We start from the raw sequence: 24,226 nt of genomic DNA, 5'->3' as shown, positions 1-24,226 counted from the left end.
GGGGGGGGCGGCCGGGGGTGTCCGGGTGCTCCCCCCCCGCGGCGGTCGGGCCGGGGGGGCCGTCGCGCTCCTGGTCACGGTGGTCTGTCCTGCGGTGATGCGGGCTCCTTCGTCTCCCGGCGGCTGGGCCGGGCTCGGTGTGCCTAGAGGTGTGCGAGCTTGTAGAGCACGGGAGCGGCTTCCCGGAGGACGGCCCACTCCTCATCGTCGAGCCCCTGGGCGAGCTCGGCGAGCCAGACGTTCCTGCGCCGGCGACTCTCCGTGAGGATCGCCTCGGCCTGCTCGGTGCTGCTGACGACCACCTGGCGGCGGTCCTCGGGGTGCGGCTCTCGCCGCACCAGCCCCTTCTCCTCCAGCATCGCGACGATCCTGGTCATCGAAGGAGGCTGCACGTGCTCCTTCCGGGCGAGCTCACCCGGCGTCGCCTTCCCGCACCGGGCGAGGGTGCCCAGCACTCCCATCTCGGTAGGGCTGAGCGACTCCTCCACCCGCTGGTGTTTGAGTCGTCGGGAGAGGCGCATCGTGGACGACCGCAGCTGTGAGATCGCTGCGAGGTCCTGCTCGGACATCTCGGGCATCTCTTTAGCTTACGTCATTACTCTCGCTAAGGAAAAACGGGTTCCCACCGCGCCGGAAGATCGGCCCGGTGCCATATTGGTCATGGGGCCACCGCTCCCGATGGGGCCACCGCTCCCAACTCCCGGAAGGGCCGACCAGCCATGTCCGACGTCGTCGCCGAACAACCGCCGCAGTCCCCCCAGGGCGACACCGGCTTCGCCCGGCTCGCCATGGTCACCATCGACTGCGCCGACCCGGTCGCGCTGGCCTCGTTCTACGGCGAGCTGCTGGGCTGGGAGACCCGCCACGTGGACGAGCACTTCGCGATCCTGGACAACCCGGAGGGCGGCAGCCCACTGGGCTTCGGACGGGTGACCGGGTACCGGCCCGAGCCGTGGACCGAGCCGGACGGCAGCAAGCACTTCCACCTCGACTTCTACGTGGACGACCTGGAGGAGTCCACCGCGAAGGCCCTCGCGCTCGGCGCCACCGAACCCGGCTACCAGCACGGCCGCACCCTCAAGGTGCTGATCGACCCGGCCGGCCACCCGTTCGGGCTCGCCCCGCTGGAGTAACCGACAAAAGGGCCTGGCGGCGGTGCGCAGGCGGTGTCAGGGCTTGGTGCCAAGATCATGCAGACGGCGTAAAGATGAACCCTGACCTGGGATTTCACGAAAAGCGCGAACCTTGTGCGACCGGTGGGTAGGGGTTACTGTCCCGGCTGTCAGGTGCACCACACGCCAGGCCCCGTCTCAGCGGAACCCGTCTCGTGCCCGTTTCCCGCACGCCCTCCCCGACCGTCCGGCCTGCTGCTTCCGCCCGAGCCCTGGCGCCCGCAACCCCATGTCCAGGGAGCTCAATTGGGTGAGATCCACCATGCCGACCACGGCTGGGTGACACCGGCGGCCTCGTACTTCGTCGCCTGCCTCGGCGCCTTCGTGGCGCTGCGCAGCGCCCGCTGGGCACTCGTCTCGCAGGGGCGCAGCCGGATCGCCTGGCTGCTCTTCGCCTCGACCTCGCTCGGGGCCGGCATCTGGTCCATGCATTTCATCGCGATGCTCGGCTTCTCGGTCAGCGGCGCCGACATCACCTACCAGCCCGGGCTGACCGTGTTCAGCCTGCTGGTCGCCGTCGCCGTGGTCGGCATCGGCCTGTTCACCGTCGGCTACTGGCGCAGCCACCCGATGCTGGCCCTCCTGATCGGCGGGCTGACCACCGGGCTCGGCGTCGCGGCGATGCACTACCTGGGCATGGCCGCGATGGTCCTGCCCGGCCACCTCGCCTACGACCACGTCACCGTGGGGCTGTCGGTCGGCATCGCGGTGTTCGCGGCGACGGCCGCGCTCTGGGCCGCACTGAACATCCGGGGCACCCTCGCCGTACTGGCGGCGGCTCCGGTGATGGGCGTGGCCGTCTGCGCCATGCACTACACCGGGATGGCGGCGCTGTCCGTCCGGCTGGACTACTCGCACTCCACCCAGGGCGGCGTGATGGCCCTGCAGTTCATCTTCCCGCTCGGGGTCGGCCTGGGCTGCTACGTCTTCTTCGGCTCCCTGGCCTTCGCCGTCTCGCCGAGCAAGGCCACCGCGAAGCCGCTGCTGGCCGGCCCGGCGGCGCCGCTGCCGCCGCGTACGCCCCGGGTCCCCCCACAGCAGCGGCGGGCGATGACCGGGGCGCGCGCCCGGCACTGAACCCCGACGTCGGACACCGGCGTCGAACCCCGACGCGACGACGCCCGGCCGGGCCCCCCACCCCGGCCGGGCGTCGTCGTGTCGGGACGGGCCCGGGGGCTACTCCGGCTTCCCGAGCAGCCCGGTCAGGTGCTCCGGCGTGGCCACCGGGCAGACCTTGCGCACGAAGTCCCGCCGCAGCGCGTGGTACGGCTCGCCCGTACGGTAGAAGTTGGCGTGCATCCGGCGCAGTTCCTCCGCCCGGTACTCGGCCAGCGGCTTCGCCTCCTCGTCCTCGGCGCGGCGGCGCTTCTTGTCCACCAGCCGCCCGGTGAGCTCGGGCGAGTCGGCCAGCCGGGCGGCCTCCCGGGCCACCCAGCGGCGGAAGTCGGACGCGTCCCCGCCGGCCGTACGGTCCACCAGGCCGATCCGGCGGGCGTGTTCGGCCCCGACCGGCAGCGCCTCGGTGGTCAGCCGCTCGGCCTGCTCGGCGCCGACCCGGGCCGGCAGGGTGTACGTCCAGTACTCGGAGCCGTACAGGCCCATCAGCCGGTAGTGCGGGTTGAGCACCGCCGACTCGCGGCACCACACCTCGTCGGCGGCGAGCGCCAGCATCAGCCCGCCGGCCGCCGCGTTACCGGCCAGCGCGGCGACGGTCAGCTTGTCGCCCGTGGTCAGGATCGCCTCGACCAGGTCGTCCATCGCGTTGATGTTCTCCCAGGACTCCAGCGCCGGGAAGGCCGCGCCCTCGATGACGTTGAGGTGGATCCCGTTGGAGTAGAAGTCCCGGGGCGCGCCCAGCACCAGCACCGAGGTGGGCCGGTCGGCGGCCTCGCGGTAGGCGGCCAGCAGCCGACGGCACTGCTCGGTGCTCATCGCCCCGCCGGCGTAGGCGAATTCCAGGAAGCCGACGTCGCCCTCCTCCCGGTAGCGCAGCTCCGACCAGGTGGTGCGGCGGGCGGCCTGGGCCGGGGTCACCGGCACCTCGCGGACCCGGTGCAGCTCGTCGGCCAGCACCGTGGCGGCCGGCAGCTTGAAGGTGACCGGCCCGCCGGGGGTGCGGCGCGGGCGCAGCTGCGGGATCCAGACCGCGCCGTCCACGGTGGCCCGGCAGATCGCACCGTCCCGGGTGGCCAGGACGGCGCCGGGCTCCGGGCCGCGCAGCTCGTCCTCGGGGTGGCCGCCGTGCAGGAAGAACTCGCGCCCGTACAGCTCGTCCAGCACTCCGGGCTGGGAGTCGGCGGCGCGCAGCTTGCGCAGCACGGTGGCGGTGTCGTCCTGCTGCCAGTCGATCCGGCGCACCTCCTGCCGCAGGAACGGCCGCAGTTCGCCGCGCACGTCGGGGCGGGCGTAGTCGAGCGGCTCGGGGGTGAACAGCCCGCCCTCGTACCGCTGGACGGCGAGCAGGACCGCCTCGACGGCGGCGTCCGCGACCTCGCCGCGGTACAGCTCGCTCTTGCCGCAGTCCGGGACGGCGAACTCGACGGACGCCCAGATGTCGCCGGCGTCCATCTCCTCGACGGCCTGCAGCACGGTGACGCCCCAGCGCCGGGCGCCCTCGGTGATCGCCCAGTCGAGCGAGGAGGGGCCGCGGTCGCCCTTCGGACCCGGGTGCACGATCAGGACCGTCCGGCTGGACCAGATGTCCGACGGTACGGCCCTGGTGAGCATCGGGCAGATGATCAGCTCCGGGTCGATGCGGGCCACCGCGTCCCTCATCTGGTCGTCGCCGAGCGCGAGTTGGACGGCGACCTGGTGGCCACGCTCGCGCAGCTCGGTGTGGACGCGCTGGGTCAGGCTGTTGAACGCCGTGGCGATCAGGAGAATGCGCAAAGGGGCCTCCGGGCAGGGACTGCGGGTCGCGCGGAGGCGATGAAACCAGGGCATGGACACGTAATGGTCACGGTCCGTGCCTCGGCGCTCTACTCTCACGCACCCCGCACACCTGTGGGCCCGGCGTGGCCGCACTTCGCGGGATCTCCCCAGCCCCTCCCCGGGGTCGGCCCGGGAAGCGCCTTGCGGATGCCCGCCCGGTCGTACCGCGGACGTCCAGCGCCTGCCGCGGACGCCCGTTCGCTACCGCGGCACGTCCGACCCCTACCGCGGGAACGCCCGGCGGGCCCGCCAGGTGGTGTGCTCCCGGGAGACCGCGTCCTCCGCCTCGGCGGCCAGCCGGGCCCAGCGCAGCTCGGCGTCCGGCGCCTTGAGGTCGAGGTCGGAGAGCTGGTTGCCGACGTTCTCCAGCTCGCGCGCGGCCAGCTGGTAGGCGGCGGCCAGCGGGCGCAGCTGCTTGAGCTGGGTCCAGGCGATGATCGCGGCGGCCGCGGCCGAGCTGGCGCCGAAGATGTGCACCTCCAGGGCACCGGTGGCCTGGGCGATCGCCGCAGCGGCGCCGATGATGATCAGCGTCGCTATGCCGAGCCCCCAGGAGACCGCCTGGGACTCGCAGGACTCGGCCCGGGAGCGGTACCAGGTGCGCTGGCCCTCGACCCGGGTGCGCAGGTAGAGGGTGCGCCGGGCGGTCAGGCTGTCGGCCCGGGCGCGCCGCATCTCCTCGGTGATCTCCGGGACACTGCCGGGCGGCACGATCTCCGGGTCCTCGAAGGCCCGCAGCACGTCCTCGACCTGCAGCAGGTAGCCGCGGTCGGCGTCCGCCGACTCGGCCTCACCGTCGAAGGGCCGGGCCCGGACGCTGTACTTCCAGGCCAGCGTCTTGACCGACTCGGCCGCCGCCCGCGCCTCGTACCACCGGCCCTGCGGATTGCTGCGGCGCAGCCGGGACCAGAAGTAGCCGGCGACCAGGAAGGCCGCGACCGAGAACAGTGGCTTGATGTCGCTGTCGCCCTTGTGGTCCGGGCCCGGGAGCGAGCCGATCATCGCGGCGACCACCAGCATGGCGATCAGCCCGCGGTGCCAGCGGAGCGTCTCGCGCTGTCCGTCCAGCGAGGCCTTGTCCGCCCGCCAGAACAACTCCGGCAGCAGTCGCGCCTCGACTCCCCCGGGCGGATCCTGTTGCACCATCGGTCGAGTCCCCTCCCCGTCTCCGTCCAGGCAGTATGCCCCCCGCCAACTTCCCTACACAGGCGCCTTTTTGACACCTTCCGCCGGCCGCCGATTGCCCTGTCCATTCGTAACCGGTAGAAACGGTTACATGCCACTGCACTGGAAGCTCGTCATCGACTGCGCCGACCCGCACCGCCAGGCCGCCTTCTGGGGCGCCGCCCTCGACTACGCCGTCGAGGACCACGGCGCCCTGATCACCCGCCTGCTGGCCGCCGGCGCGGTCACCGGGGACGCCGTCACCGAGGTCGACGGCCACCCCGCCTGGCGCACCCTGGCCGCCGTCCGCCATCCCGAGGACGAGTACGACCCGGCCTCGGACACCGGTCTCGGCCGCCGCATCCTCTTCCAGGCCGTCCCCGAGGAGAAGCGGCAGCCCAAGAACCGCCTCCACCTGGACGTCCACCCCGGCCCGGGCGAGCGCGCGGCCACCGTCGCCCGCCTCGAAGCCCTCGGCGCCACCGCCCTGCGGGACGTGCAGGAGTCCGGCGGCGAGTGGACCGTCATGCGGGACCCGGAGGGCAACGAGTTCTGCGTCCACTGACGGGGCCCGCCGAGAACGCCGAAGGGACCTCCCCGCGCGCGGGGAGGTCCCTTCGGGGCAGTACGGCTCAGAGCAGGCCGAGGGCCGGCATCAGGTAGTAGAAAGCGAAGACCGCCGCCACCGCGTACATCGGGGCCGGCACGCCGCGGCCGCGGGCGGCGGCCAGGCGCAGCACGCAGAAGGCGATGAAGCCGAAGCCGATGCCGTTGGTGATCGAGTAGGTGAACGGCATCATCACGATGGTCAGGAAGGCCGGGATCGCGATGGTGTAGTCCGCCCAGTCGATCTCCTTGATCGAGTTGGCCAGGATCAGGAAGCCGACCGTGACCAGGGCCGGGGTGGCGGCCTGGGCGGGGACCATGGTGGCGAGCGGGGTGAGGAAGAGCGCCACCACGAAGAGCAGGCCGGTGACGATCGAGGCGAACCCGGTGCGGGCACCCTCGCCGACGCCGGCGGTGGACTCGACGAAGCAGGTGTTGGCGGAGGCGGAGGTGGCGCCGCCGGCCGCGGTGGCGATGCCGTCGACCATCAGGATCCGGTTGATGCCCGGCAGGTCGCCCTTCTCGTCGAGCAGGTGGGCCTCGTCGGCGACGCCGAGGATGGTGCCCATCGCGTCGAAGAAGCAGGACATCAGCACGGTGAAGACGAACAGCGCGCCGGTCAGCACGCCGACCTTCTCGAAGCCGCCGAACAGACTGACCTTGCCGACCAGCCCGAAGTCCGGGGCGGCCACCGGGTTGCCGGGCCAGGTGGGGACGGTGAGACCCCACTTGGACGCCGGGACGTCGGCGACCTTGTCGATCACCAGGGCGAGCACGGTGGAGGCCGCGATGCTGATCAGGATCGCGCCGGGCACCTTGCGGATCACCAGGACCAGGGTCAGCACCAGGCCGAACGCGAAGACCAGCACCGGGAAGCCGAGCAGGTGCCCGTTGCCGCCGAGCTGCAGCGGGACGGTGGTGTGGGCGGCGTCCGGGATGCGGCTGACGAAGCCGGAGTCGACCAGGCCGACCAGGCTGATGAACAGGCCGATGCCGATCGCGATGGCCTTGCGGAGCCCGAGCGGCACGGCGTTCATGACCCGCTCGCGCAGGCCGGTGGCGACCAGCAGCATGATCGCGAAGCCGGCCAGCACCACCATGCCCATGGCGTCCGGCCAGGTCATCTTGGGCGCGAGCTGGAGCGCCACGATGGTGTTGACGCCGAGGCCGGCCGCCAGGCCGATCGGCACGTTGCCGATGACGCCCATCAGCAGGGTGGTGAGCCCCGCCGTGAGCGCGGTGGCGGTGACCAGCTGGGCGCTGTTCAGGTGGGCCCCGGTGACGTCCGTGCCACTGGCCAGGATGATCGGGTTCAGCACCAGGATGTACGCCATGGTGAAGAAGGTGGCGACACCGCCGCGGATCTCGCGCGGCAGCGTGGAGCCGCGCTCGCTGATCCTGAAGAAACGATCCAGGGCGCCGTTGGGGGGCGTCGGCGCGGGGGCCGCGGGTTCGGGCGACTCGGTGGTCGGCTGGACCACAGGCATTCGTGCGTCCTCTGTGGGGGGCTGAGGAGAGGGAGACCGCCCGTGGCGACGGTGGCCGGGCGTGGACCTTCAAGTATGGTTTCCCGGTCGCACACGCGCTATCTTCGCGCGTAGAACCCGGCTGGCGCCGGGAGGCCCCCGCCGCATCCCCGCGACCCGCCGCGCACCGTACGCTAGGCCCCATGCCCAAGACGCCGCTGCACCCCTCGCCCCCTCCGCTGGAGGCCAATGACGTCGCCATCGTCGGCGGCGGCACGGTGCTGTGGTTCGTCGCCTTCCTCGCCCTGCTCCCCTTCCAGGGCACCCTCTCCGCCCACGGCCACGGCACCTGGCCCTGGATCTGCCTCTCCGGCGGCCTGCTCGGCCTGATCGGCCTCTGGTACTGCCGCGCCCGGCGGGACGCGATCGCCCGCAGCCGCGCCGCCGAGGCGGCCGCCCGTGCGGCCGAGAACGACCACAAGGGCCCGGCCACCCAGTCGGACTGAATGGTCCTTTAGTAGCACGCATCGGACAAAAGGCACCCGTAGAGTCGGTGCCATGACCCAGCCCGCCCAGCCCGCGGAAGAGCAGCCGAGCGACGGATCCCGCCCCGACGGGGCGCACCCGCTCGGGCTGCTGCCCCGCCGGCGCGGTGGCCTCACCACCGCCGAGGTGGCCGAACGCGTCGCGAAAGGGCAGGTCAACGACGTCCCGGTGCGGTCCAGCCGGTCCGCCAAGGAGATCGTCCGGGCCAACGTCTTCACCCGGTTCAACGCCATCATCGGCGTCATGTTCGGGATCATCCTGATCGTCGGCCCCATCCAGGACGGGCTGTTCGGCCTGGTCATCGTGGCCAACACGGCGATCGGCATCTTCCAGGAACTGCGCGCCAAGAAGACCCTGGACAGCCTGGCGCTGATCGGTGAGGCCCGCCCGCAGGTCCGCCGGGACGGCAGCGTCCAGCAGATCGCCGTCTCCGGGATCGTCCTCGACGACACCGTGCTGCTCGGCATCGGCGACAAGGTGATCGTGGACGGCGAGGTCACCGAGGCGGACGGCCTGGAGATCGACGAGTCACTGCTCACCGGCGAGCCCGACCCCGTCCTCAAGAGGCCCGGCCACCAGGTGATGTCCGGCAGCTTCGTGGTGGCCGGCGCGGGCGCCTTCACCGCCACCAGGGTCGGCCGCGAGGCCTACGCGGCCCAGCTGGCCGAGGAGGCCAGCAGGTTCACCCTGGTGAGGTCGGAGCTGCGCAGCGGCATCAACAGCATCCTGCGGTTCATCACCTACCTGCTGATCCCCACCGCCCTCGGTCTGATCGTCAGCCAGCTGGCCGTCGAAGGCCGGGACTGGCGCGAGGCCGTGCGCCGGATGGTGGCCGGCATCGTGCCGATGGTCCCCGAGGGCCTGGTGCTGCTGACCTCGGTCGCCTTCGCGATCGGCGTGATCCGGCTGGGCCGCAAGCAGTGCCTGGTCCAGGAGCTCCCGGCGATCGAGGGCCTGGCCCGGGTCGACACCGTCTGCCTGGACAAGACCGGCACCCTCACCGAGGGCGGCATGGACGTGGTCGACCTGCGGCTGATCTCCGACGGCGAGCCGGCCCCGGTCGACGAGGACACCGTCCGGCACGCGCTCGCCGTGATGGCCGACGCCGACGCCCGCCCCAACCCGTCCATGCAGGCCGTGATCGACGCGTACGGGCGCGGCGACGGCCAGGGCCCGGGCGGGGGCTGGCGGGTGATCGAGGCGATGCCCTTCTCCTCCGCCCGCAAGTGGAGCGGCGTGCAGCTGCTGGAGCCCCAGGGCGGCGAGGCCAGCTGGCTGCTCGGCGCCCCGGACGTCCTGCTGCCCGCCGGGCACCCGGCGCTCGCCGAGGTGGAGGAGCTGGGCGCCCGGGGCCTGCGGGTGCTGCTGCTCGGCCGCACGCCCGTCCCGCTGGACTCCCCCGATCCGGCCTCCGGCCTCACCCCGCTCGCCCTGGTGGTGCTCCAGCAGCGGCTGCGTGCCGACGCCGCCGACACCCTGCGCTACTTCGAGGGCCAGAACGTCCGGCCCAAGGTGATCTCCGGCGACGCCGCCGTCTCGGTCGGCGCCGTCGCCGCGCACCTCGGGCTCCCCGGCGCGGACCAGCCGCTGGACGCCCGCACCCTGCCGGAGGACCCCGAACGGCTCGCCGAGACCGCCGACCGGACCAGCGTCTTCGGCCGGGTCACCCCCCAGCAGAAGCGCCTGCTGGTCGGGGCGCTGCAGTCGCGCGGACACACCGTGGCGATGACCGGCGACGGCGTCAACGACGTGCTCGCGCTCAAGGACGCCGACATCGGAGTGGCGATGGGCACCGGCTCGGACGCCACCAAGGCCGTGGCCCAGATCGTGCTGCTCGACGACTCCTTCGCGACCATGCCCTCGGTGGTCGCCGAGGGCCGCCGGGTGATCGGCAACATCGAACGGGTGGCCGGGTTGTTCCTGGTCAAGACGGTGTACTCGGTCCTGCTGGCGCTGCTGGTGATCTCCACCCACTCGCCGTACCCGTTCCTGCCCCGGCACTCCACCGTGCTGTCCACCCTCACCATCGGCGTGCCGGCCTTCTTCCTCGCCCTCGCCCCGAACAACGAGCGGGCCCGCACCGGCTTCGTGAAACGCGTGCTGCGACTGGCCGTCCCCGGCGGCGTCATCGCCGGCACCGGCACCTTCGTCGCCTATGCGCTCGCCCGGGCCAACCACGCCACCGACCTCAAGGCCGACACCAGCGTGGCCACCCTGACGCTCTTCCTGATCGCCATCTGGGTGCTCGCCATCATCGCCCGACCGTACAACTGGTGGCGCCTGCTGCTCATCGGCGCCATGGGCTTCGCCTTCACCCTGGTGCTGGTGGTGCCGTGGCTGTCGGACTTCTTCGAGCTCTCCCTCGTCGGCGGCCGCGACCCGTGGACGGGCGTCGCCATCGCCCTGGTCTGCGGCATGCTCCTGGAGACCGCCTGGGCCTGGATGAAGCGCCGCGGGACGGAGTGACGGCCGAGGACGTGGCCGACCGTTCCCGCCGGGCGCGCGACGCGAATTGTCGGCCGCGCCCTCGGCCGTGTCCTTCGGATCACGCCCTAGCATCTTCCCCCGAGAGGGGGTGCCGAATGGCGCGCAGAGGTGGAGAGCTGGAGGCGTTCACCGCCTTCCTGGGCGGACTGCTGGCGGCCGGACTGGCGGCGCTGACGATGGCGGGCGTCGGCCTGACGGACAGGCCGACGCCCGCGCTGAAGACCGCGGCACTGGTGACGCTCGGCGCGATCTGGCTGACCGTCACCACCACCGTCTACCTGCGACTCAAGCCGCGCAGCAGCTGACGCTCGCGGTCGGTACGGCTAGCCCTCGAAGTCCCGGGCCGCGGACAGCTCGTACGCCCGGTCCGGCTCGCTGAGCGCCGCCAGCACCTCGAAGCGCCGGTGCCACTGGCCGACCGACCAGGCGAGCCCGGCCGCCAGGCCCTCCGGGGTGGCGGCGTGCAGCAGGCCGGGCACCGGCGGGACCTCGAACTCGTCGTCCTCGTCGGCGGCTTCGGCCAGCTCCGGGTCGTACGGCGGCTCCGGGGCGTCCGCCTCGTGGTCCCACCGCCAGTCGACCGCGGCCTCGCCGCCGTCCGGGCCGACCACCAGCAGCTCCTCGTGCTCCTCGTAGGCGACCGGGCAGCCGGGCAGCAGCTCCCGCACCACGGCCGGGACGCGGTGCAGCACGCCCTCGGAGAGCACCCGCCCGCCGGCCACCTCGCTGGCCAGCGACACGTGCAGCCGCTCGGCGAGGTCCGCGGCGAGCCCCGGGGCGACCGGCAACAGCGGGTACGGATGGAGGAGTTGGACCAGGTCCGGGGCGTCCGCGACGACCGCCTCGGTGGCGTCCACCACCACGGTGCGGTCCGGGCGGCGTCCGGTGGCCGGATCCAGCGGCGGCAGCGCCCGTACCGTGTCCAGGGGTTCGATCCGCTCGCGGTCGACCCGGGCCAACGCGCTGTGGATGCCGTGCAGTTGGCGGTGCCCGACCTCGGCAGCCGGGTCGGTGAGCCGGTCCAGCACCTCGTCCGGTCCGTGCACCTCGGCGAGCAGCGCGGCCAGCGTGGTGCGCACCCCGAGGGCGTGCAGGAACTGCTCGTCCAGGGTGGTGCGGGCCTCGTCGTACAGGCCGCGCAGCAGCGGGTCGGCCCCGGCGGCGCGCAGCCCGGCGGGCTCGCGGCCGCCCAGCACCGGGTGGTCGCGCAGCCACCAGGCGGTGTACGGCGGCAGGTCGGCGTAGGAGCCGTCCGGCAGCAGGGTGCGCACCGGGTTGACCACGGCGTCCCGGTACGGCGGGCGGGCGAGCGCCGCGAGCGCCTCCGGCCAGGCGTCGTCGTCCACCAGGTCGAGGTCCCGGACGGCCAGCAGCTCGGCGGCCACCGGCGGCACGCCGACCACCTCGTCGGCGTGCAGCGCCTCCAGGGCGTCCTCGGCCCACTCGGCGAGCCCGTCGGGCGCCTCGTCCAGCAGCCCGGTGGGGTGGCCGCCGGCCGCCCGGTCGGCGGGCACGGTCGGGTCGAGCCGCTCCAGGTCGTCCGGGTCGAGCACCACGTCCTCGGCGCGCACCAGCACGAAGTCGGCCAGCACGCCGACGGCCGTGAGCACCTCGGGGCCCCAGCGCTCCAGCAGCTCGTCGTCCACCCAGCCGGCGTCCTCCTCCCGGGCGAGCGCGGCGAACGGGCTGCCGGGCAGCACCAGTTCACCCGCCCGGGCGGGCTCGCCCTCGTCGTCCAGCAGCGCCAGCCGGGCCAGCCACGGGTGCTCGCCGGGCGCCGGGGCGGCGGCCTTCACCAGGGCCATTACGGCGTCGGCCAGTTCGAGCGCCGCGTCCAGGTCGTCGTCGGCCAGTTCGTAGGAGCGGGCGACGGCGGCGCGCACCTCGGGGGTGTCCAGCACTCCGGCCGGGGTGGCGGTGCCGGCACCCAGCTTGGCCAGCAGCGGGTGGGCGGCCTCGGGGTGGGCGAGGCGCAGGTCGAGCGCGGCGAGCGCCGGGGCCAGCGACTCGGGGTAGCCGGGGAAGGCCGCCCAGTCGGCGTCCTCGGAGGGCAGCAGCACCCGCCGGGGCCCGGTGACGGTCCGCCCGTCGGCGAGCGGCACGGGCAGCGCGCCGAGCGCCTCCGGGTCGGCCGCGCCGAGCGCCGCGTACAGGTTGCGCCACCAGGCGGGCTCCCGGTCGAGCCCGCCGAGCTGGTCCACCACCTCGGCCAGCGGCACCCGGCGCACGTTCAGCACCCGCAGCTCGGTGCGGCGCTCCAGCCCGGCCGGCAGCAGCCCTGGGAAGATCGGCGCGAGCGCCTCCACCACCGAGCCGTCCGCACCCTCCAGCAGCGTCGCGTCCCGGGGCCGCAGCGCGGGCGTGCCCTCCTCGACGCCGCCCGGGTGCGGCAGGAACGGCGTGCCGGGCAGCCGGGAGAGCACCGCCCCGCGCAGCGCGTTGTCCAGCGTGCCCTGCCCGAGCGGCCCGGGCACCAGCCCGAGCGAGCCCAGGTCGGCGCCGCGGGCGCGCAGCAGGTCGGCGTAGCTGTCGGCGGCGCGCTCGGTGAGGAAGTCGGCGAGCGGGCCGGGGGCGATGTGCCGGCGGGTGGAGTCCAGCGGGTAGGAGGCGATCAGCAGCGCGGGCAGGCCGATCGGCTCGTCGCTGGGGGTGGGCGCGTGCAGCACCGGCGCGATCGCGGGCCGCTGCGGGCTGCCGTCCTCCTCCACGGGGACGGCCCAGGTCACCGTCCAGTACGGGCGGGTGCGCTCCTCGGTGGGCCGGTCGGCGAGCAGTTCGGCGTCCAGCCGGCCGGAGGCGGCGGCGGTCTGCCAGACCGTCCGCCGCGGCCGGCCCTCCGCGTCGTCGGTCACGGTGACCTCGGTGACGCCGTCCGGGCGCGGCTCGGCGGCGCTGCGGGTGAGCGTCCGGGTGCCCTCCGGGGTCTCCACCACGACCTCGGCCAGGCCAGGCAGGGTGAGCAGCAGGGCGTCGTCGATCCCGGCCAGCAGACGGCGGGTCAGGTCCTCGGCGGCGGCGTCCCGCAGCGGCAGCACCACCACGGTGTCGTAGCCTTCGGGCGCCGGGCCCTCGGCCGCGAACGGCAGCCGCAGCAGCGGCACGTGGCCGTCCCGGGCCCGCAGTTCGTCGGCCAGCGCGGGCTGCGCCGCGGCGAGCGCCCGGGCCTCGCCCAGCGACCAGCGCACTCCGCCCGCGGCGCCGAGCACGGCGGGCTCGTCGGTGACGGCGAGGACGGCGGCGAAGCCGACGCCGAACCGGCCGACGGCGGGCTCCTCGCCGCGCTTGGAGGAGGCGCGCAGGGTGGACAGCGACTCGACGGCCGCCGCGTCCAGCGGGGCGCCGGTGTTGGCGGCGGCCAGCACGCCGTCGGCCAGGGTCAGCCGCAGCCGCCCGGGGCCGCGCCCGGCCCGCACCGCCGCGTCGGCCGCGTTCTGCGCCAACTCGACCACGAGGCGGTCCCGGTAGCCGCCGAGCGCCAGCTCCTCCTCGGCGTTGGCGTCCTCCCGGAAGCGGGCTGGCGAGGCGGCCCAGGCGTCGAGTACCCGCCGGCGCAGCGCGGCGCTCCCGAACGGGTCCGCGAGGTGCTCGTCCGCGCCGCTGCCGATGATCCGAGGTTCCACTGGACCTGCCGCCTTCCCGCCGCCCTGTACGTCGTAGGGCATTCTTCCCTGCCCCACCGACTACTTCCGACCACGGCCTGTTCCGGCGACGGCCAGGACCGGGAATCCGCAGGTGCCGCGCGGCGAACGGGGGGCGGCGAGCAGGGGCGGGGCAGCGGCGAGCAGGGGCGGCGGCTGTCGGCCGGCACCCCACCGGCCGGGCCGACGGCCCGCCCTGCCGCCGCCCGTGGGCTGGGGGTCCCCACGGACGGCGGAAGGGCCGGGGGCCCGCGGCGGCGGGCGCCCCCACCCGGAGGAACGCCGCGGCCCGCCCCACCGGTTCAGTGGGACGGGCCGCGAGAAGTGATCAGGAGTGGCCGAGCTCCTCCGTCGGCGCGTCCGGCTCGACGGAGCCGGAGGCGCGGTCCGGATGGAGCTGCAGCGGCTCGACCACCAGCTCGTCCAGGATCAGCTCGGACGGCGCCGGCGGGGCCGGGATGACGGCCGCCTCGGAGTGGCCGCCGCAGCCGTACGCGAAGGAGACGATCTGGCCGTCGGCCGGTCCGAACTCGTTTCCGCACACGCCGAAGGCCTGTCCGAGCGAGCCGCCGATCGGGATCAGGAAGCCGCAGCTGCCGCACGCGGCCGGGGCGGCCTGCGCCATCGGGGTCTGCGGGCCGTGGGCCTTCTCCCAGCGGTCGGCGGCCAGGTGCAGGCCGAGCCGGGACAGCACCCGGCTGCGACCCATGCCGAGTTCCTCGGCGACCGCGTTGATCTGGGCGCGGGCCGGGGCGGGCTGGACGTGCGGATCGGTGAGGACCACGTCCTCCTCGGCCGCGAGGGCGACCACGGAGTTCGGCGCGGGCTCGTCCTCGCCGCTCCAGCCGGGCTCCAGCCGCAGGTCGTCGGCACCGGTCGGCAGCAGGTCGCCGGGGCCCATGTCGCCCGGGCGCAGCCGCTCGCTCCACGGCACCCACTCCGGCGCCAGCACGGCGTCCGGGCCGGGCAGCAGCACGACCTCGTCCAGCGTGACGTTCTTGGCGCGCGGCGCGCGGGCGACGGTGACCGCCCAGTGCCAGCCGCGGTAGGCCGCGTCCAGGCACTCGAAGCTGTGGGTGACGACGCGGTCGGCGTCGGCCTGCACACCCAGGTGCGGTCCGACTGCCTCCGGGCCGACCGCCTCCTCGGCAGCCTGGCGGGCGAGTTCGACGGCCTCGGCACAGAGCCGGTCGGGGGTACGGCTTCGCATCGCAGCACTCACGGCGTCGATTCTCTCCCAGTTCTTCTGTCGCCCACGGCGTGTTGCCTTCTCCGTCGCGGCTCGGTAGTCCCTCATCCATTCTGCGCGACCCGGGGCCGCCGCGGGTACCGGCCGCGCCGCTCGTCCGGCCTGCCGGCGCCCCTGCGCCCCGGCGGGCGGACCCTGGGGCAGGCTACCCGCCGGTCGGTGCCCCGGCACAGTCCGGGGCGGAGCCGACCGTTCCGGAGGCCGCGCCGAGCGGATCCGGATCCCGCGTCACCGTGGCGATTCTGGGGCAGGATGGGCTTGTGGCGGACGACGACCCGTCGCAGCACGCAGTGCGCGCCTCACAGGCCGGCGGCCCCGACGAGGCGGACGCCGCGCCGCGACAGCAGCCTCACGTCCCCGCTGCGGGCGAACCGCAGCCGGCGGACGGTGACGGGGCGTCCACCGCCCCGGTCGGCATGGAGAAGTCCGCCCGGCCGGAGGCCCCGGAAGCCCGGGAGACCTCGCCGGCGGCCCCCGGTCCGCCGGAGGAGGAGGATCTGCCCGAGGGATCCCCCGAGCCCCGCCGGCACTTCCTGGTCCGCACCGCCTCCGCCGCCGGCCTGCGCACCGGCAAGATGGTGCACGGCACCGGCCGCCGGATCCGCCGGGCCACCTCCGCCGAGGGCGCGGGCGAGTCGGGCCTGGCGAAGCTGATCGAGCTGCACGCGCTGAACTCCTTCGGCGACATGCTGATCACCATCGCGCTGGCCTCCACCATCTTCTTCTCCGTCCCGACCGGCGAGGCCCGCGGCCGGGTCGCCCTGTACCTGCTGATCACGATGGCCCCGTTCGCCCTGCTCGCCCCGGTGATCGGCCCGCTGCTGGACCGGCTGCCGCACGGCCGCCGGGCCGCCATGGCGACGTCCATGCTGGCCCGGGCCGTCCTGGCCTGGACGATGGCCGGGGTGATCTCCGGCGGCGGCATCGCGCTCTACCCGGAGGCGCTGGGCGTGCTGGTGGCGTCCAAGGCGTACGGGGTGGTGCGCAGCGTGGTGGTGCCCCGGCTGCTGCCGAGCCGGCTGTCCCTGGTGAAGGCGAACTCCCGGGTCACCCTGGCCGGGCTGCTGGCCACCGGCGTGGCGGCCGGGGTGGGCGGGCTGCTGCACCTGATCGGGCCGGGCTGGCCGCTGCGCGGAGCCTTCCTGGTGTTCGTGATCGGCACCCTGATGGCCTTCCACCTGCCGCACACCGTCGACTCGGCCAAGGGCGAGCAGCGGGCCGTGCTGCACGCCGACCTGCCCGGCGAGGGCCAGGGCTCCCACCTGATCCACCACAGGCCGCCGAAGGTGAAGGCCTCGCTGCGCACCGTCGGCCCGTCGGTGGTGCTGGCGCTGCGGGCGATGTCGGGGATGCGGTGGCTGGTCGGCTTCCTGGTGTTCTTCCTGGCCTTCCTGCTGCGCACCGACCCGATCGGCGGCCTGCAGCCGACGGTGGCGCTGGGCCTGGTGGCGCTGTCGGCCGGGACGGGCAACGCGCTGGGCTCGGTGCTCGGCTCCTGGCTGCGCACCCGCGGCCCGGAGGCGACGGTCACCGCGATGCTGCTGCTGGCGACCTGCGTGACGGCGGCGGCCGCGCTCTGGTACGGCGTGGTGACGGTGGTCCTGGTCGCCGGGGTGTCCGGGATGGCTGCCTCGCTGGGCAAGCTGGCGCTGGACGCGCTGATCCAGCGGGACGTCCCGGAGGCGGTGCGGACCTCGGCGTTCGCCCGTTCGGAGACGCTGATGCAGCTGTCCTGGGTGGCGGGCGGCGGCGTCGGCATCGTGCTCCCGCTGAGCGGGGTGCTGGGGCTGTCGATCGCCGCGGCGGTGGTCGGCCTGGTGCTGGTGTGGACGGGCCACTCGCTGCTGCGGCTGGGCCTGCGGCGGCATCCCGCCGCGCCCCGGGTGGCCTGAACCCGCCTGAACGGGGTGACGGGCAACACGCGGTGGCCGACCCCCGCGTAGCGTGATCGGCCGGGCCCGGTAGATTCTGACGCATGAGCCTCAATACCCGTGTCATCGCCGCCCTCGGCGCCGTCGTCGTGGTCGGTGCCGCCACGGTGGGCACCTCCGTCGCGATCGCCGCCGGCAAGACCGAGCACAACAGCCACCGGGCCACCCTGACGGTCGGCACCTCGTCGATGGCCGCGGACCCGTTCTGCTGGAACGGCGGCAGTCCGCTGACCGACGACCAGCAGGACCAGTGCAAGGCCAACGCCACGAAGGCCCTGAAGGACGGCTCGCTGCCGTCCTCCGACGTGGTGCCGAGCGACCGGATCGGCGTCGGCGTCAGCCCGAACGTGGCGAAGACCGGCTGGTGGGCCTCCACCAACGGCGGCTCGTCCGCCCAGGGCGGGCAGACCAGCCTGTTCTCGTACGCCCAGGGCCCGACCTTCTCCGGCCTCCAGACCGCCGGCTCGGTGCTGAACGCCAGCGGCCGCACCCTGGTCACGGTGGTCGAGATCGACAAGAAGGCCGAGGCCCCGATCGCGGTCTGGTACTTCCAGCTGAACGGCAAGAACGCCACGGACGCCGGCAACAGCTGACGCCCTCGCGATGACCGCGCACGTCGTCGACGCGCACTCCGGGCAGCCGGGCCCCGAACGGGCCCGGCTGCTCGTCGTCGTCGCGGTCCCGGCGGAGGCCGAGGCGGTGCTGCGCGGTCTGCCCGGCGGGGCCGAGGCCGTACCTCTGCCCGGCGGGGTGCTGCACCGCTGCGCGGGCGCGCCGGTGGACGTCCTGGCCGCCGGGGTCGGACCGGCCGCCGCCTCCGCCGCCGCCTCCGCCGCCCTGGCGGCCCGCCCGTACGGTCTGGTCGCCTCGGCCGGGATCGCCGGCGGCTTCGCCCCGCACGCACCGGTCGGCGCCACCGTGCTGGCCGACGCGATCGTCGCCGCCGACCTCGGCGCCGAGACCCCGGAGGGCTTCGCCGACGTCACCGAACTGGGCTTCGGCACCGTCCGGCACACCCCTCCCCCGGCCGCCGTGGCACTGGCCGCGAAGGCGCTCGGCACCCGGGACGTCGACGCCGTCACCGGCCCGGTGCTGACCGTCTCCACCGTCACCGGCAGCGCCGGGCGGGCCGCCGCGCTGGCCGCCCGTCACCCGGGCGCCGCGGCCGAGGCGATGGAGGGCTTCGGCGTGGCCGAGGCCGCCGCCCGGTACGGCGTGCCGGTCATCGAGCTGCGCACCGTGTCCAACCCGGTGGGCCCGCGCGACCGGGCCGCCTGGCGGATCGGCGAGGCGCTGGCCGCCCTGGAGCGGGCCTTCGCGGCCCTGCCCGTCCGAGAACTGATCGAGGAGGCCGGCCGTGGCTGAACGGCTGAGCATCGCGTACTCGCCCTGCCCGAACGACACCTTCGTGTTCCACGCCTGGGCGCACGGCGAGGTCCCCGGGGCGGACGCCCCCGAGGTGACCTTCGCCGACATCGACATCACCAACGGCCTGGCCGAACGCGGTGAGCTGGACGTGCTGAAGATCAGCTACGGCGCGCTGCCCTGGGTCCTGGAGGAGTACGCCCTGCTGCCCTGCGGCGGCGCGCTCGGGCGCGGCTGCGGCCCGCTGGTGCTCACCCTGCCGGGCGTCGGCTCCCCCGCGGAGCTCGCCGGGAAGACGGTCGCGGTGCCGTCCGAGCGCTCCACCGCCTACCTGCTGTTCCGGCTCTGGGCGGCGCGGGCGGTGCCGGGCGGCTTCGGCGAGATCGTCGTGCTGCCGTTCCACGAGATCATGCCCGCCGTCCGGGACGGCCGGGTGGACGCCGGCCTGGTCATCCACGAGGCCCGCTTCACGTACCAGCAGTACGGCCTGCACAGCCTGGCCGACATGGGCGAGGCCTGGGAGGCGGAGACCGGCCTGCCGATCCCGCTCGGCGCGATCGTCGCCCGGCGCTCGCTCGGCGCCGAGCGGCTGCGCGAGCTGGCCGCGACGATCCGCACCTCCGTCCGGCAGGCCTGGGCGGACCCTTCGGCCAGCCGGGAGTACGTGCTGGCGCACGCCCAGGAGATGGACCCGTCCGTGGCCGACCAGCACATCGGGCTGTACGTGAACGAGTTCACCGCCGACCTCGGCGAGGAGGGCTACGGAGCCGTCCACGCGCTGCTCACCCGGGCCGCCGCGGAGGGGCTCGTCCCCCCGCTCGACCCGGGTGCGCTCGCATTCCCGTCCTAGGGCCTGTCGCAGGGCCTCCCAGGGCCTGTCAGACGTCGAACTGGTCGGCCACGGCGCGCAGCAGGCCGGCCAGCTTCTGGCCGGTCGGCTTGGCCGGGTAGCGCCCGCGCTGGAGGCCGGGCAGCACCGCGTCCAGGGTGGTGATCAGGTCCTGGACGATCGGCGCCATGTCGTCGGCGCTCCGGCGCTGGGCGGCGGCCACCGAGGGCAGTGCGTCCAGCAGCTGCACGGCCATCGCCTGGTCCCCGCGGTGGCCGGCGACCACCCCGAACTCGACCCGCTGGCCCGGCTTCAGCACGGTGACACCGGCGGGCAGCGCCTTGGTGTGGACGAAGACGTCGCCACCGTCGTCGCGCGACAGGAAGCCGAAGCCCTTCGTCTCGTTGAACCACTTGACCTGGCCGGTGGGCATCTCGAACAGTCCTCGAATGGGTGTGAGGGATCCCGGAGCTGGCCGGGGATCACTGGGTGGGGTGGAAGAAAGACGGCCGGCCTCGACTCGGCGCCCGCGGGCGCTCACGGCCGGTGCGTTGTCAGGAGCAGACTAACGGCCCGTCACTGCCTCATCCGCGTTCCGCGATGGATCCGCGTTCCGAGGCCCGCCAGGGGCGACGGGGGCGCGGGGATCTCACGGTCACGGGCGACCCGGCACTGGCACGGCCGGGGCGCGGTCCTGCGCTGTCCATCGGCTCACACCCCCGGGTCTGAGGACACGGGGCGCACCTGTAGCGCCCCTCGGCATCCCGTGCATACCCCCGCCCAGCAGGGATCAAAACGCATCGCTGCCGGGAAACTGCGCAACGTGACCGGGCCGCTCCGGTGGGCCGCCGCGCCGGGCGTTCTGTCAGACTGGACGGCGCAGACTGGGGCCCGCACCGGGCGGCCCGGCGCAGCCCCCGAGGAGTGAGCGGACGTGAGCAGCCAGAGCGCCGACCCGGGCGACGTGTACGTCAAGGCCGGGACTGTCGTCTTCGCCCTGGGCGCGCTCGCCACCCTGGTCACCTTCGTCCCGCTGTTCCTGCACCTGACGCCGCTGCCGACGGCCATGTACTGGCTGAGCATGCTGATGCCGGCCGGGTTCCTGGCCGCGCTGACCGGGCTGTTCCTGAACGCCCGGGCGCAGCGCCGCCGGCTGGAGCCCCGGCAGCCCGCCTAGGCGCCCTCGGGTGCGCCCTGGCCGGCGAGGTGCCGGTCGAGCCACTCCGGGAAGCCGGTGAGATCGGCCAGCACCACGTCCGCCCCGGCCGCGCGCAGCTCCTCCGCCCCGTACGGGCCGGTGGCCACGGCGACCGCGACGGCCTCCGCGTGCCGGGCGCCCACGATGTCGCCGAGGTGGTCGCCCACGTAGATGCCCGCGCCGTTGGCCCGCAGCGCCTCGCCCTTGGTCTCCGCCCACAGGTCGCCGATCACGGTGTCGGCCTTCAGCCCGGCGTGCTCCAGGTGGAGGCGGGCGTTCGGCTCGTACTTGCCGGTGATCACCGCGACCCGGCCGCCGCGGGCGCGGACCGCCTCCACGGCGGCGTGGGCGCCGGGCAGCGGCACGGTGGGGGCGAAGGCGTGGTCGCGGTAGAGCTCGCGGTAGCGGTTCGCGGTCCGCTCCACCTCCGCCTCCGGGAACCAGTTGCGGATCTCCTCCAGCAGCGGCGGGCCGAGCCGGGTGACCACCAGGTCCGCGTCGATGTGGACGCCGGTCTCGGCGGACAGCGCCCGGTAGGTGGCGTGGATGCCCGGCCGGGTGTCCAGCAGTGTCATGTCGAGGTCGAAGCCGACGGTGAGCGGGGCGGGTGCGGTCGCGGGCATGCCGTCAGGCTACCGAAAGGAGCTCCGGGCGTGACGCGGCGATTTGCCCCACCTCCGAGGGGGAACTCAGGTTTACCTGAGTTCTCTGCGGAGAGGCCCCATGACCGACACCACCGCACCACCGGGCAAGCGGCGGACACCCCGTCACCGAATCCTGTGGCTCGCCGCCGCGCTGGCCGTCCTGGCCGTCGCGGTGCTGCTGAGCCTGGCGGTGGGCAGCCGTGACGTGCCGCTCTCCGGGACGGTCGGCGCACTGCTGCACGGCGGCGACTCCGCCGACGCCGTGGTGATCCGCGAGCTGCGGGTGCCGCGGACGGTCGTCGGGCTGGCCGTCGGCGCGGCGCTCGGCCTGTCCGGGGCCGTGATGCAGGGCCTGACCCGCAATCCGATCGCCGATCCGGGCATCCTCGGCGTCTCGCAGGGCGCGGCGGCGGGCGTGGTGGTCGCCATCTCCGGATTCGGGGTCTCCACCCTGACCGGGTACGTCTGGTTCGGCTTCGCGGGCGCCGTGGCCGCCACCGTGCTGGTGTACGGCCTGGCCGGGCGCGGCCGGGGCGGGGCCACGCCGGTCAAGCTGGCGCTGGCCGGCTCGGCGATGTCCGCCTTCATCGCCTCGCTCAACGCCCTGGTGCTCACCACCGACGCCGCCACCATGGACCGGTTCCGGTTCTGGCACGTCGGCTCGCTCTCCGGCCGGACGGCGGACGTGGCCTGGCAGCTGCTGCCCTTCCTGGCCGTCGGCACCCTGCTGGTGGTGGCGGTGGCCCGCGGGCTGGACGCGCTGGCGCTCGGCGAGGACACCGCGAAGGGCCTGGGCGCGAAGACCGGTGCGGTACGGGCGGCCGGAGCGCTCGGCGCCACCGTGCTGACCGGCTCGGCGGTCGCGGCGGCCGGCCCGATCGCCTTCATCGGCCTCGCCGTCCCGCACGCCGCCCGCGCCGTGGCCGGCGCCGACCACCGCTGGATCCTCGCCTTCTCCGCCGTCCTCGGCCCGGCCCTCCTGCTGGCCGCCGACACCCTCGGACGGGTGCTGTTCCCGCCCTCGGAGGTCCCGGCCGGCGTGATGACGGCCCTGGTGGGCGTTCCGGTGCTGGTCGCCCTGGTCCGCCGCCGCAAGGTGGTGGCGGCATGACTTCGGTGTCCCTGCGCGGGTACTCCGCCGTCCGGGCCGGGCGGGCGTCCTTCCTGCTGCACCGGCGCTCGGCGCTCGCCGCCGTCGGGCTGCTCCTCGCGCTCGCGGTGACCGTGGTCGCCTCGCTGTGCCTGGGCGAGTCGACGGTCCCGCCGGGCGAGGTGGTCAAGGTGGTGCTCGGGCAGCCGAGTCCGGACGAGCTGGTGGTCGGGGAGTTCCGGCTGCCGCGCGTGGCCGTCGGGCTGCTGGTCGGCGCGGCGCTGGGGCAGGCCGGGGCGCTGTTCCAGACCGTCGCCCGCAATCCGCTGGCCAGCCCCGACGTGGTGGGCGTGACCTGGGGCGCGACCGCGACCGTGGTCGGGCTGATGGCCTACGGGGTGGTCGGCTCCACCGGGCAGGCGCCGTACGCGGCGGTCGGCGGCGGGCTGGCGGCCGGGTTCCTGGTGTACGCGCTGGCCTGGCGGCGCGGGCTGCACGCCCAGCGCTTCGTGCTGATCGGGATCGGGATCAGCGTGGCGCTGTCCTCGCTGACCTCGGTGTTCCTCACCAAGGGCGACGGCTTCCAGGCCCAGGCCGCGAAGGTCTGGATGACCGGCAGCCTGAACGGCTCCGGCTACGACCAGGCCGGGTGGCTGGCCCGGGTGCTGCTGGCGGCCCTGCCGGCGGCGCTGTGGGCGGCGCGCGCCCAGCGGTCGATCTCCTTCGACGACGCGACCGCCGTCGGCCTCGGGCTGCGGCTGGACCGGATCCGCCTGGGCATGGCGCTGCTGGGCGTCGTGCTGGCCTCCTGCGCGGCGGGCGCCGCCGGACCGGTGGACTTCGTGGCGCTGATGGCCCCGCAGATCGCCCTGCGGCTGGCCCGGTCGGCGCAGGTCCCGCTGCTGTGCTCGGCGCTGACCGGCGCACTGGTCGTGGTGCTCGCCGACCTGATCGCCCGGCGCCTGCTCGCCCCGACCGAGCTGCCGGTGGGCGTGGTGACCGGCATGGTCGGCGCGCCGTACCTGATGTGGCTGTTGATCCGTTCCCGCCGTGGAGGCTCCTGATGACCGCACACCGTCTGGAGGCCCGGGGCCTCACCCTGGCCTACGAGGCGCGCACGGTCGTCGAGGGGCTGGACGTGGGCATCCCGGACGGGCGGGTGACGGTGATCGTCGGGCCGAACGCCTGCGGCAAGTCCACCCTGCTGCGGGCCCTCGGCCGGCTGCTGAAGCCCGTACGGGGCGCGGTGCTGCTGGACGGCGAGGAGCTGGCGCGGATCCCCACCAAGCGGATCGCCCAGCGCCTGGGTCTGCTGCCGCAGTCGCCGACCGCCCCGGAGGGCATCTCGGTGGCGGACCTGGTCTCGCGCGGCCGCCAGCCGCACCAGAGCTGGTGGCGGCAGTGGTCGCCGGAGGACGAGGCGGCCGTCGCCGAGGCGCTGGAGCGCACCTCCACGGCGGAACTGGCCGACCGCAGCATGGACGAGCTGTCCGGCGGCCAGCGCCAGCGCGCCTGGATCGCGATGGCGCTCGCCCAGGGCACCGACGTCCTGCTGCTGGACGAGCCGACCACCTACCTGGACATCGCCCACCAGGTGGAGGTGCTGGACCTGGTGCGCCGGCTGAACGTGGAGCGCGGCCGGACGGTCGTCGCCGTGCTCCACGACCTCAACCAGGCCGCCCGGTACGCCGACCACCTGGTGGCGATGCGGGACGGCCGGGTGGTCGCCGAGGGCGCGCCCGGGGACGTGGTGACGGCGGAGCTGGTGCGGGAGGTGTTCGGGCTGGACTCGGTGGTGGTGCCGGACCCGGTGACGGGCACCCCGCTGGTCGTCCCGGGCGCGCCGTGGGCGGCGAGGGAGGAAGCCGCGGACAGCGTGGAGGCTTGACGGCACTTCACGACTTCCCGCC

22 protein-coding genes are annotated in these 24,226 nt (G+C 74.5%); 14 read left to right on the top strand and 8 right to left on the bottom strand.

The annotated features are described in order from the left end of the window. Window positions 1-143: 143 nt before the first annotated feature. A complete protein-coding gene (locus ACFV1W_RS00630) occupies window positions 144-578 on the bottom strand; it encodes a MarR family winged helix-turn-helix transcriptional regulator (RefSeq protein WP_380411489.1) in 435 nt (144 codons plus the stop codon). 141 nt (window positions 579-719) lie between these two features. Between ACFV1W_RS00630 and ACFV1W_RS00625 the strand changes: the two genes are divergently transcribed. After that, the gene (locus ACFV1W_RS00625; RefSeq protein ID WP_380411486.1) at window positions 720-1,133 is read left to right on the top strand and encodes a VOC family protein; all 414 of its coding nucleotides are present in this window, start codon (window positions 720-722) and stop codon (window positions 1,131-1,133) included. Window positions 1,134-1,418: 285 nt separating this feature from the next. Continuing rightward, window positions 1,419-2,249, top strand: coding sequence for an MHYT domain-containing protein (locus tag ACFV1W_RS00620; protein WP_380411485.1), 831 nt, complete (start codon window positions 1,419-1,421; stop codon window positions 2,247-2,249). Between the two features lie 99 nt (window positions 2,250-2,348). Here ACFV1W_RS00620 and ACFV1W_RS00615 read toward each other — a convergent pair whose 3' ends face one another. Together ACFV1W_RS00615 and ACFV1W_RS00610 are read right to left on the bottom strand one after the other, a co-directional pair. Continuing rightward, window positions 2,349-4,061, bottom strand: a complete 1,713-nt coding sequence (locus ACFV1W_RS00615; protein ID WP_380411483.1) for a hydrogenase maturation protein — start codon at window positions 4,059-4,061, stop codon at window positions 2,349-2,351. A 264-nt stretch (window positions 4,062-4,325) separates the two neighbouring features. After that, window positions 4,326-5,249, bottom strand: coding sequence for a DUF4231 domain-containing protein (locus tag ACFV1W_RS00610; RefSeq protein WP_380411482.1), 924 nt, complete (start codon window positions 5,247-5,249; stop codon window positions 4,326-4,328). A 130-nt stretch (window positions 5,250-5,379) separates the two neighbouring features. Between ACFV1W_RS00610 and ACFV1W_RS00605 the strand changes: the two genes are divergently transcribed. Next, a complete protein-coding gene (locus tag ACFV1W_RS00605; RefSeq protein WP_380411479.1) occupies window positions 5,380-5,832 on the top strand; it encodes a VOC family protein in 453 nt (150 codons plus the stop codon). Window positions 5,833-5,899: 67 nt separating this feature from the next. On the opposite strand, the gene ACFV1W_RS00600 is transcribed toward ACFV1W_RS00605, so the two are convergent. Continuing rightward, window positions 5,900-7,360 (bottom strand): NCS2 family permease, encoded by a 1,461-nt coding sequence (locus tag ACFV1W_RS00600; RefSeq protein WP_380411477.1) that lies wholly within the window; start codon window positions 7,358-7,360, stop codon window positions 5,900-5,902. A 182-nt stretch (window positions 7,361-7,542) separates the two neighbouring features. Between ACFV1W_RS00600 and ACFV1W_RS00595 the strand changes: the two genes are divergently transcribed. The 3 genes from ACFV1W_RS00595 to ACFV1W_RS00585 all read left to right on the top strand — a co-directional run bounded on the left by ACFV1W_RS00595 (window position 7,543) and on the right by ACFV1W_RS00585 (window position 10,677). Continuing rightward, complete coding sequence (locus ACFV1W_RS00595; RefSeq protein ID WP_380411474.1) at window positions 7,543-7,845, top strand: DUF2530 domain-containing protein; 303 nt, start codon at window positions 7,543-7,545, stop codon at window positions 7,843-7,845. Window positions 7,846-7,897: 52 nt separating this feature from the next. Beyond that, window positions 7,898-10,351, top strand: a complete 2,454-nt coding sequence (locus tag ACFV1W_RS00590) for an HAD-IC family P-type ATPase (protein ID WP_380411471.1) — start codon at window positions 7,898-7,900, stop codon at window positions 10,349-10,351. A gap of 116 nt (window positions 10,352-10,467) precedes the next feature. After that, window positions 10,468-10,677, top strand: a complete 210-nt coding sequence (locus tag ACFV1W_RS00585; RefSeq protein WP_380411469.1) for a hypothetical protein — start codon at window positions 10,468-10,470, stop codon at window positions 10,675-10,677. Between the two features lie 18 nt (window positions 10,678-10,695). Here the strand turns inward: ACFV1W_RS00585 and ACFV1W_RS00580 are convergent, their stop codons facing one another. Beyond that, window positions 10,696-13,992, bottom strand: a complete 3,297-nt coding sequence (locus ACFV1W_RS00580; RefSeq protein WP_380411466.1) for a sacsin N-terminal ATP-binding-like domain-containing protein — start codon at window positions 13,990-13,992, stop codon at window positions 10,696-10,698. Between the two features lie 346 nt (window positions 13,993-14,338). Continuing rightward, window positions 14,339-15,220 carry a DUF3027 domain-containing protein gene (locus tag ACFV1W_RS00575; protein ID WP_380411872.1) on the bottom strand — a complete coding sequence of 294 codons (882 nt, stop codon included), beginning with the start codon at window positions 15,218-15,220 and terminating at the stop codon, window positions 14,339-14,341. A 614-nt stretch (window positions 15,221-15,834) separates the two neighbouring features. Between ACFV1W_RS00575 and ACFV1W_RS00570 the strand changes: the two genes are divergently transcribed. The 4 genes from ACFV1W_RS00570 to ACFV1W_RS00555 all read left to right on the top strand — a co-directional run bounded on the left by ACFV1W_RS00570 (window position 15,835) and on the right by ACFV1W_RS00555 (window position 19,405). Continuing rightward, a complete protein-coding gene (locus tag ACFV1W_RS00570) occupies window positions 15,835-17,151 on the top strand; it encodes an MFS transporter (protein WP_380411870.1) in 1,317 nt (438 codons plus the stop codon). 83 nt (window positions 17,152-17,234) lie between these two features. Next, entirely contained in the window at window positions 17,235-17,783 is a 549-nt protein-coding gene (locus ACFV1W_RS00565; protein WP_380411464.1) for a hypothetical protein, read from the top strand. 10 nt (window positions 17,784-17,793) lie between these two features. Then, window positions 17,794-18,555, top strand: a complete 762-nt coding sequence (locus ACFV1W_RS00560) for a futalosine hydrolase (protein ID WP_380411462.1) — start codon at window positions 17,794-17,796, stop codon at window positions 18,553-18,555. After that, entirely contained in the window at window positions 18,548-19,405 is an 858-nt protein-coding gene (locus tag ACFV1W_RS00555) for a 1,4-dihydroxy-6-naphthoate synthase (RefSeq protein ID WP_380411459.1), read from the top strand. Before ACFV1W_RS00560 ends, ACFV1W_RS00555 begins: the two co-directional genes overlap by 8 nt. 28 nt (window positions 19,406-19,433) lie before the next feature. Here the strand turns inward: ACFV1W_RS00555 and ACFV1W_RS00550 are convergent, their stop codons facing one another. Further along, window positions 19,434-19,817: a cold-shock protein gene (locus ACFV1W_RS00550; RefSeq protein WP_030289703.1), complete on the bottom strand. Its 384-nt coding sequence runs from the start codon at window positions 19,815-19,817 to the stop codon at window positions 19,434-19,436. Window positions 19,818-20,318: 501 nt separating this feature from the next. Here ACFV1W_RS00550 and ACFV1W_RS00545 point away from each other — a divergent pair. After that, a complete protein-coding gene (locus tag ACFV1W_RS00545) occupies window positions 20,319-20,561 on the top strand; it encodes a hypothetical protein (RefSeq protein ID WP_380411457.1) in 243 nt (80 codons plus the stop codon). Here the strand turns inward: ACFV1W_RS00545 and ACFV1W_RS00540 are convergent. After that, window positions 20,558-21,205 (bottom strand): HAD family hydrolase, encoded by a 648-nt coding sequence (locus tag ACFV1W_RS00540; RefSeq protein ID WP_380411456.1) that lies wholly within the window; start codon window positions 21,203-21,205, stop codon window positions 20,558-20,560. The two genes, ACFV1W_RS00545 and ACFV1W_RS00540, sit on opposite strands and share 4 nt — an antisense overlap. 100 nt (window positions 21,206-21,305) lie before the next feature. Here ACFV1W_RS00540 and ACFV1W_RS00535 point away from each other — a divergent pair, with 100 nt between their 5' ends. From ACFV1W_RS00535 to ACFV1W_RS00525, 3 genes are read left to right on the top strand one after another with little or no spacing between them, the layout of a single operon-like run. Then, a complete protein-coding gene (locus ACFV1W_RS00535; protein WP_380411453.1) occupies window positions 21,306-22,337 on the top strand; it encodes a FecCD family ABC transporter permease in 1,032 nt (343 codons plus the stop codon). Further along, the gene (locus ACFV1W_RS00530) at window positions 22,334-23,380 is read left to right on the top strand and encodes a FecCD family ABC transporter permease (RefSeq protein WP_380411451.1); all 1,047 of its coding nucleotides are present in this window, start codon (window positions 22,334-22,336) and stop codon (window positions 23,378-23,380) included. Before ACFV1W_RS00535 ends, ACFV1W_RS00530 begins: the two co-directional genes overlap by 4 nt. Further along, the gene (locus ACFV1W_RS00525; protein WP_380411449.1) at window positions 23,380-24,204 is read left to right on the top strand and encodes an ABC transporter ATP-binding protein; all 825 of its coding nucleotides are present in this window, start codon (window positions 23,380-23,382) and stop codon (window positions 24,202-24,204) included. The genes ACFV1W_RS00530 and ACFV1W_RS00525 overlap by 1 nt, the downstream gene beginning before the upstream one ends. Window positions 24,205-24,226 lie beyond the last annotated feature (22 nt).

Origin of the sequence: Kitasatospora sp. NPDC059648 (assembly GCF_042734825.1) — a bacterium.
Classification (GTDB): domain Bacteria; phylum Actinomycetota; class Actinomycetes; order Streptomycetales; family Streptomycetaceae; genus Kitasatospora.
Note: the sequence above shows the minus strand (reverse complement) of the source record. Positions and strands in the feature narration are given on the sequence as shown.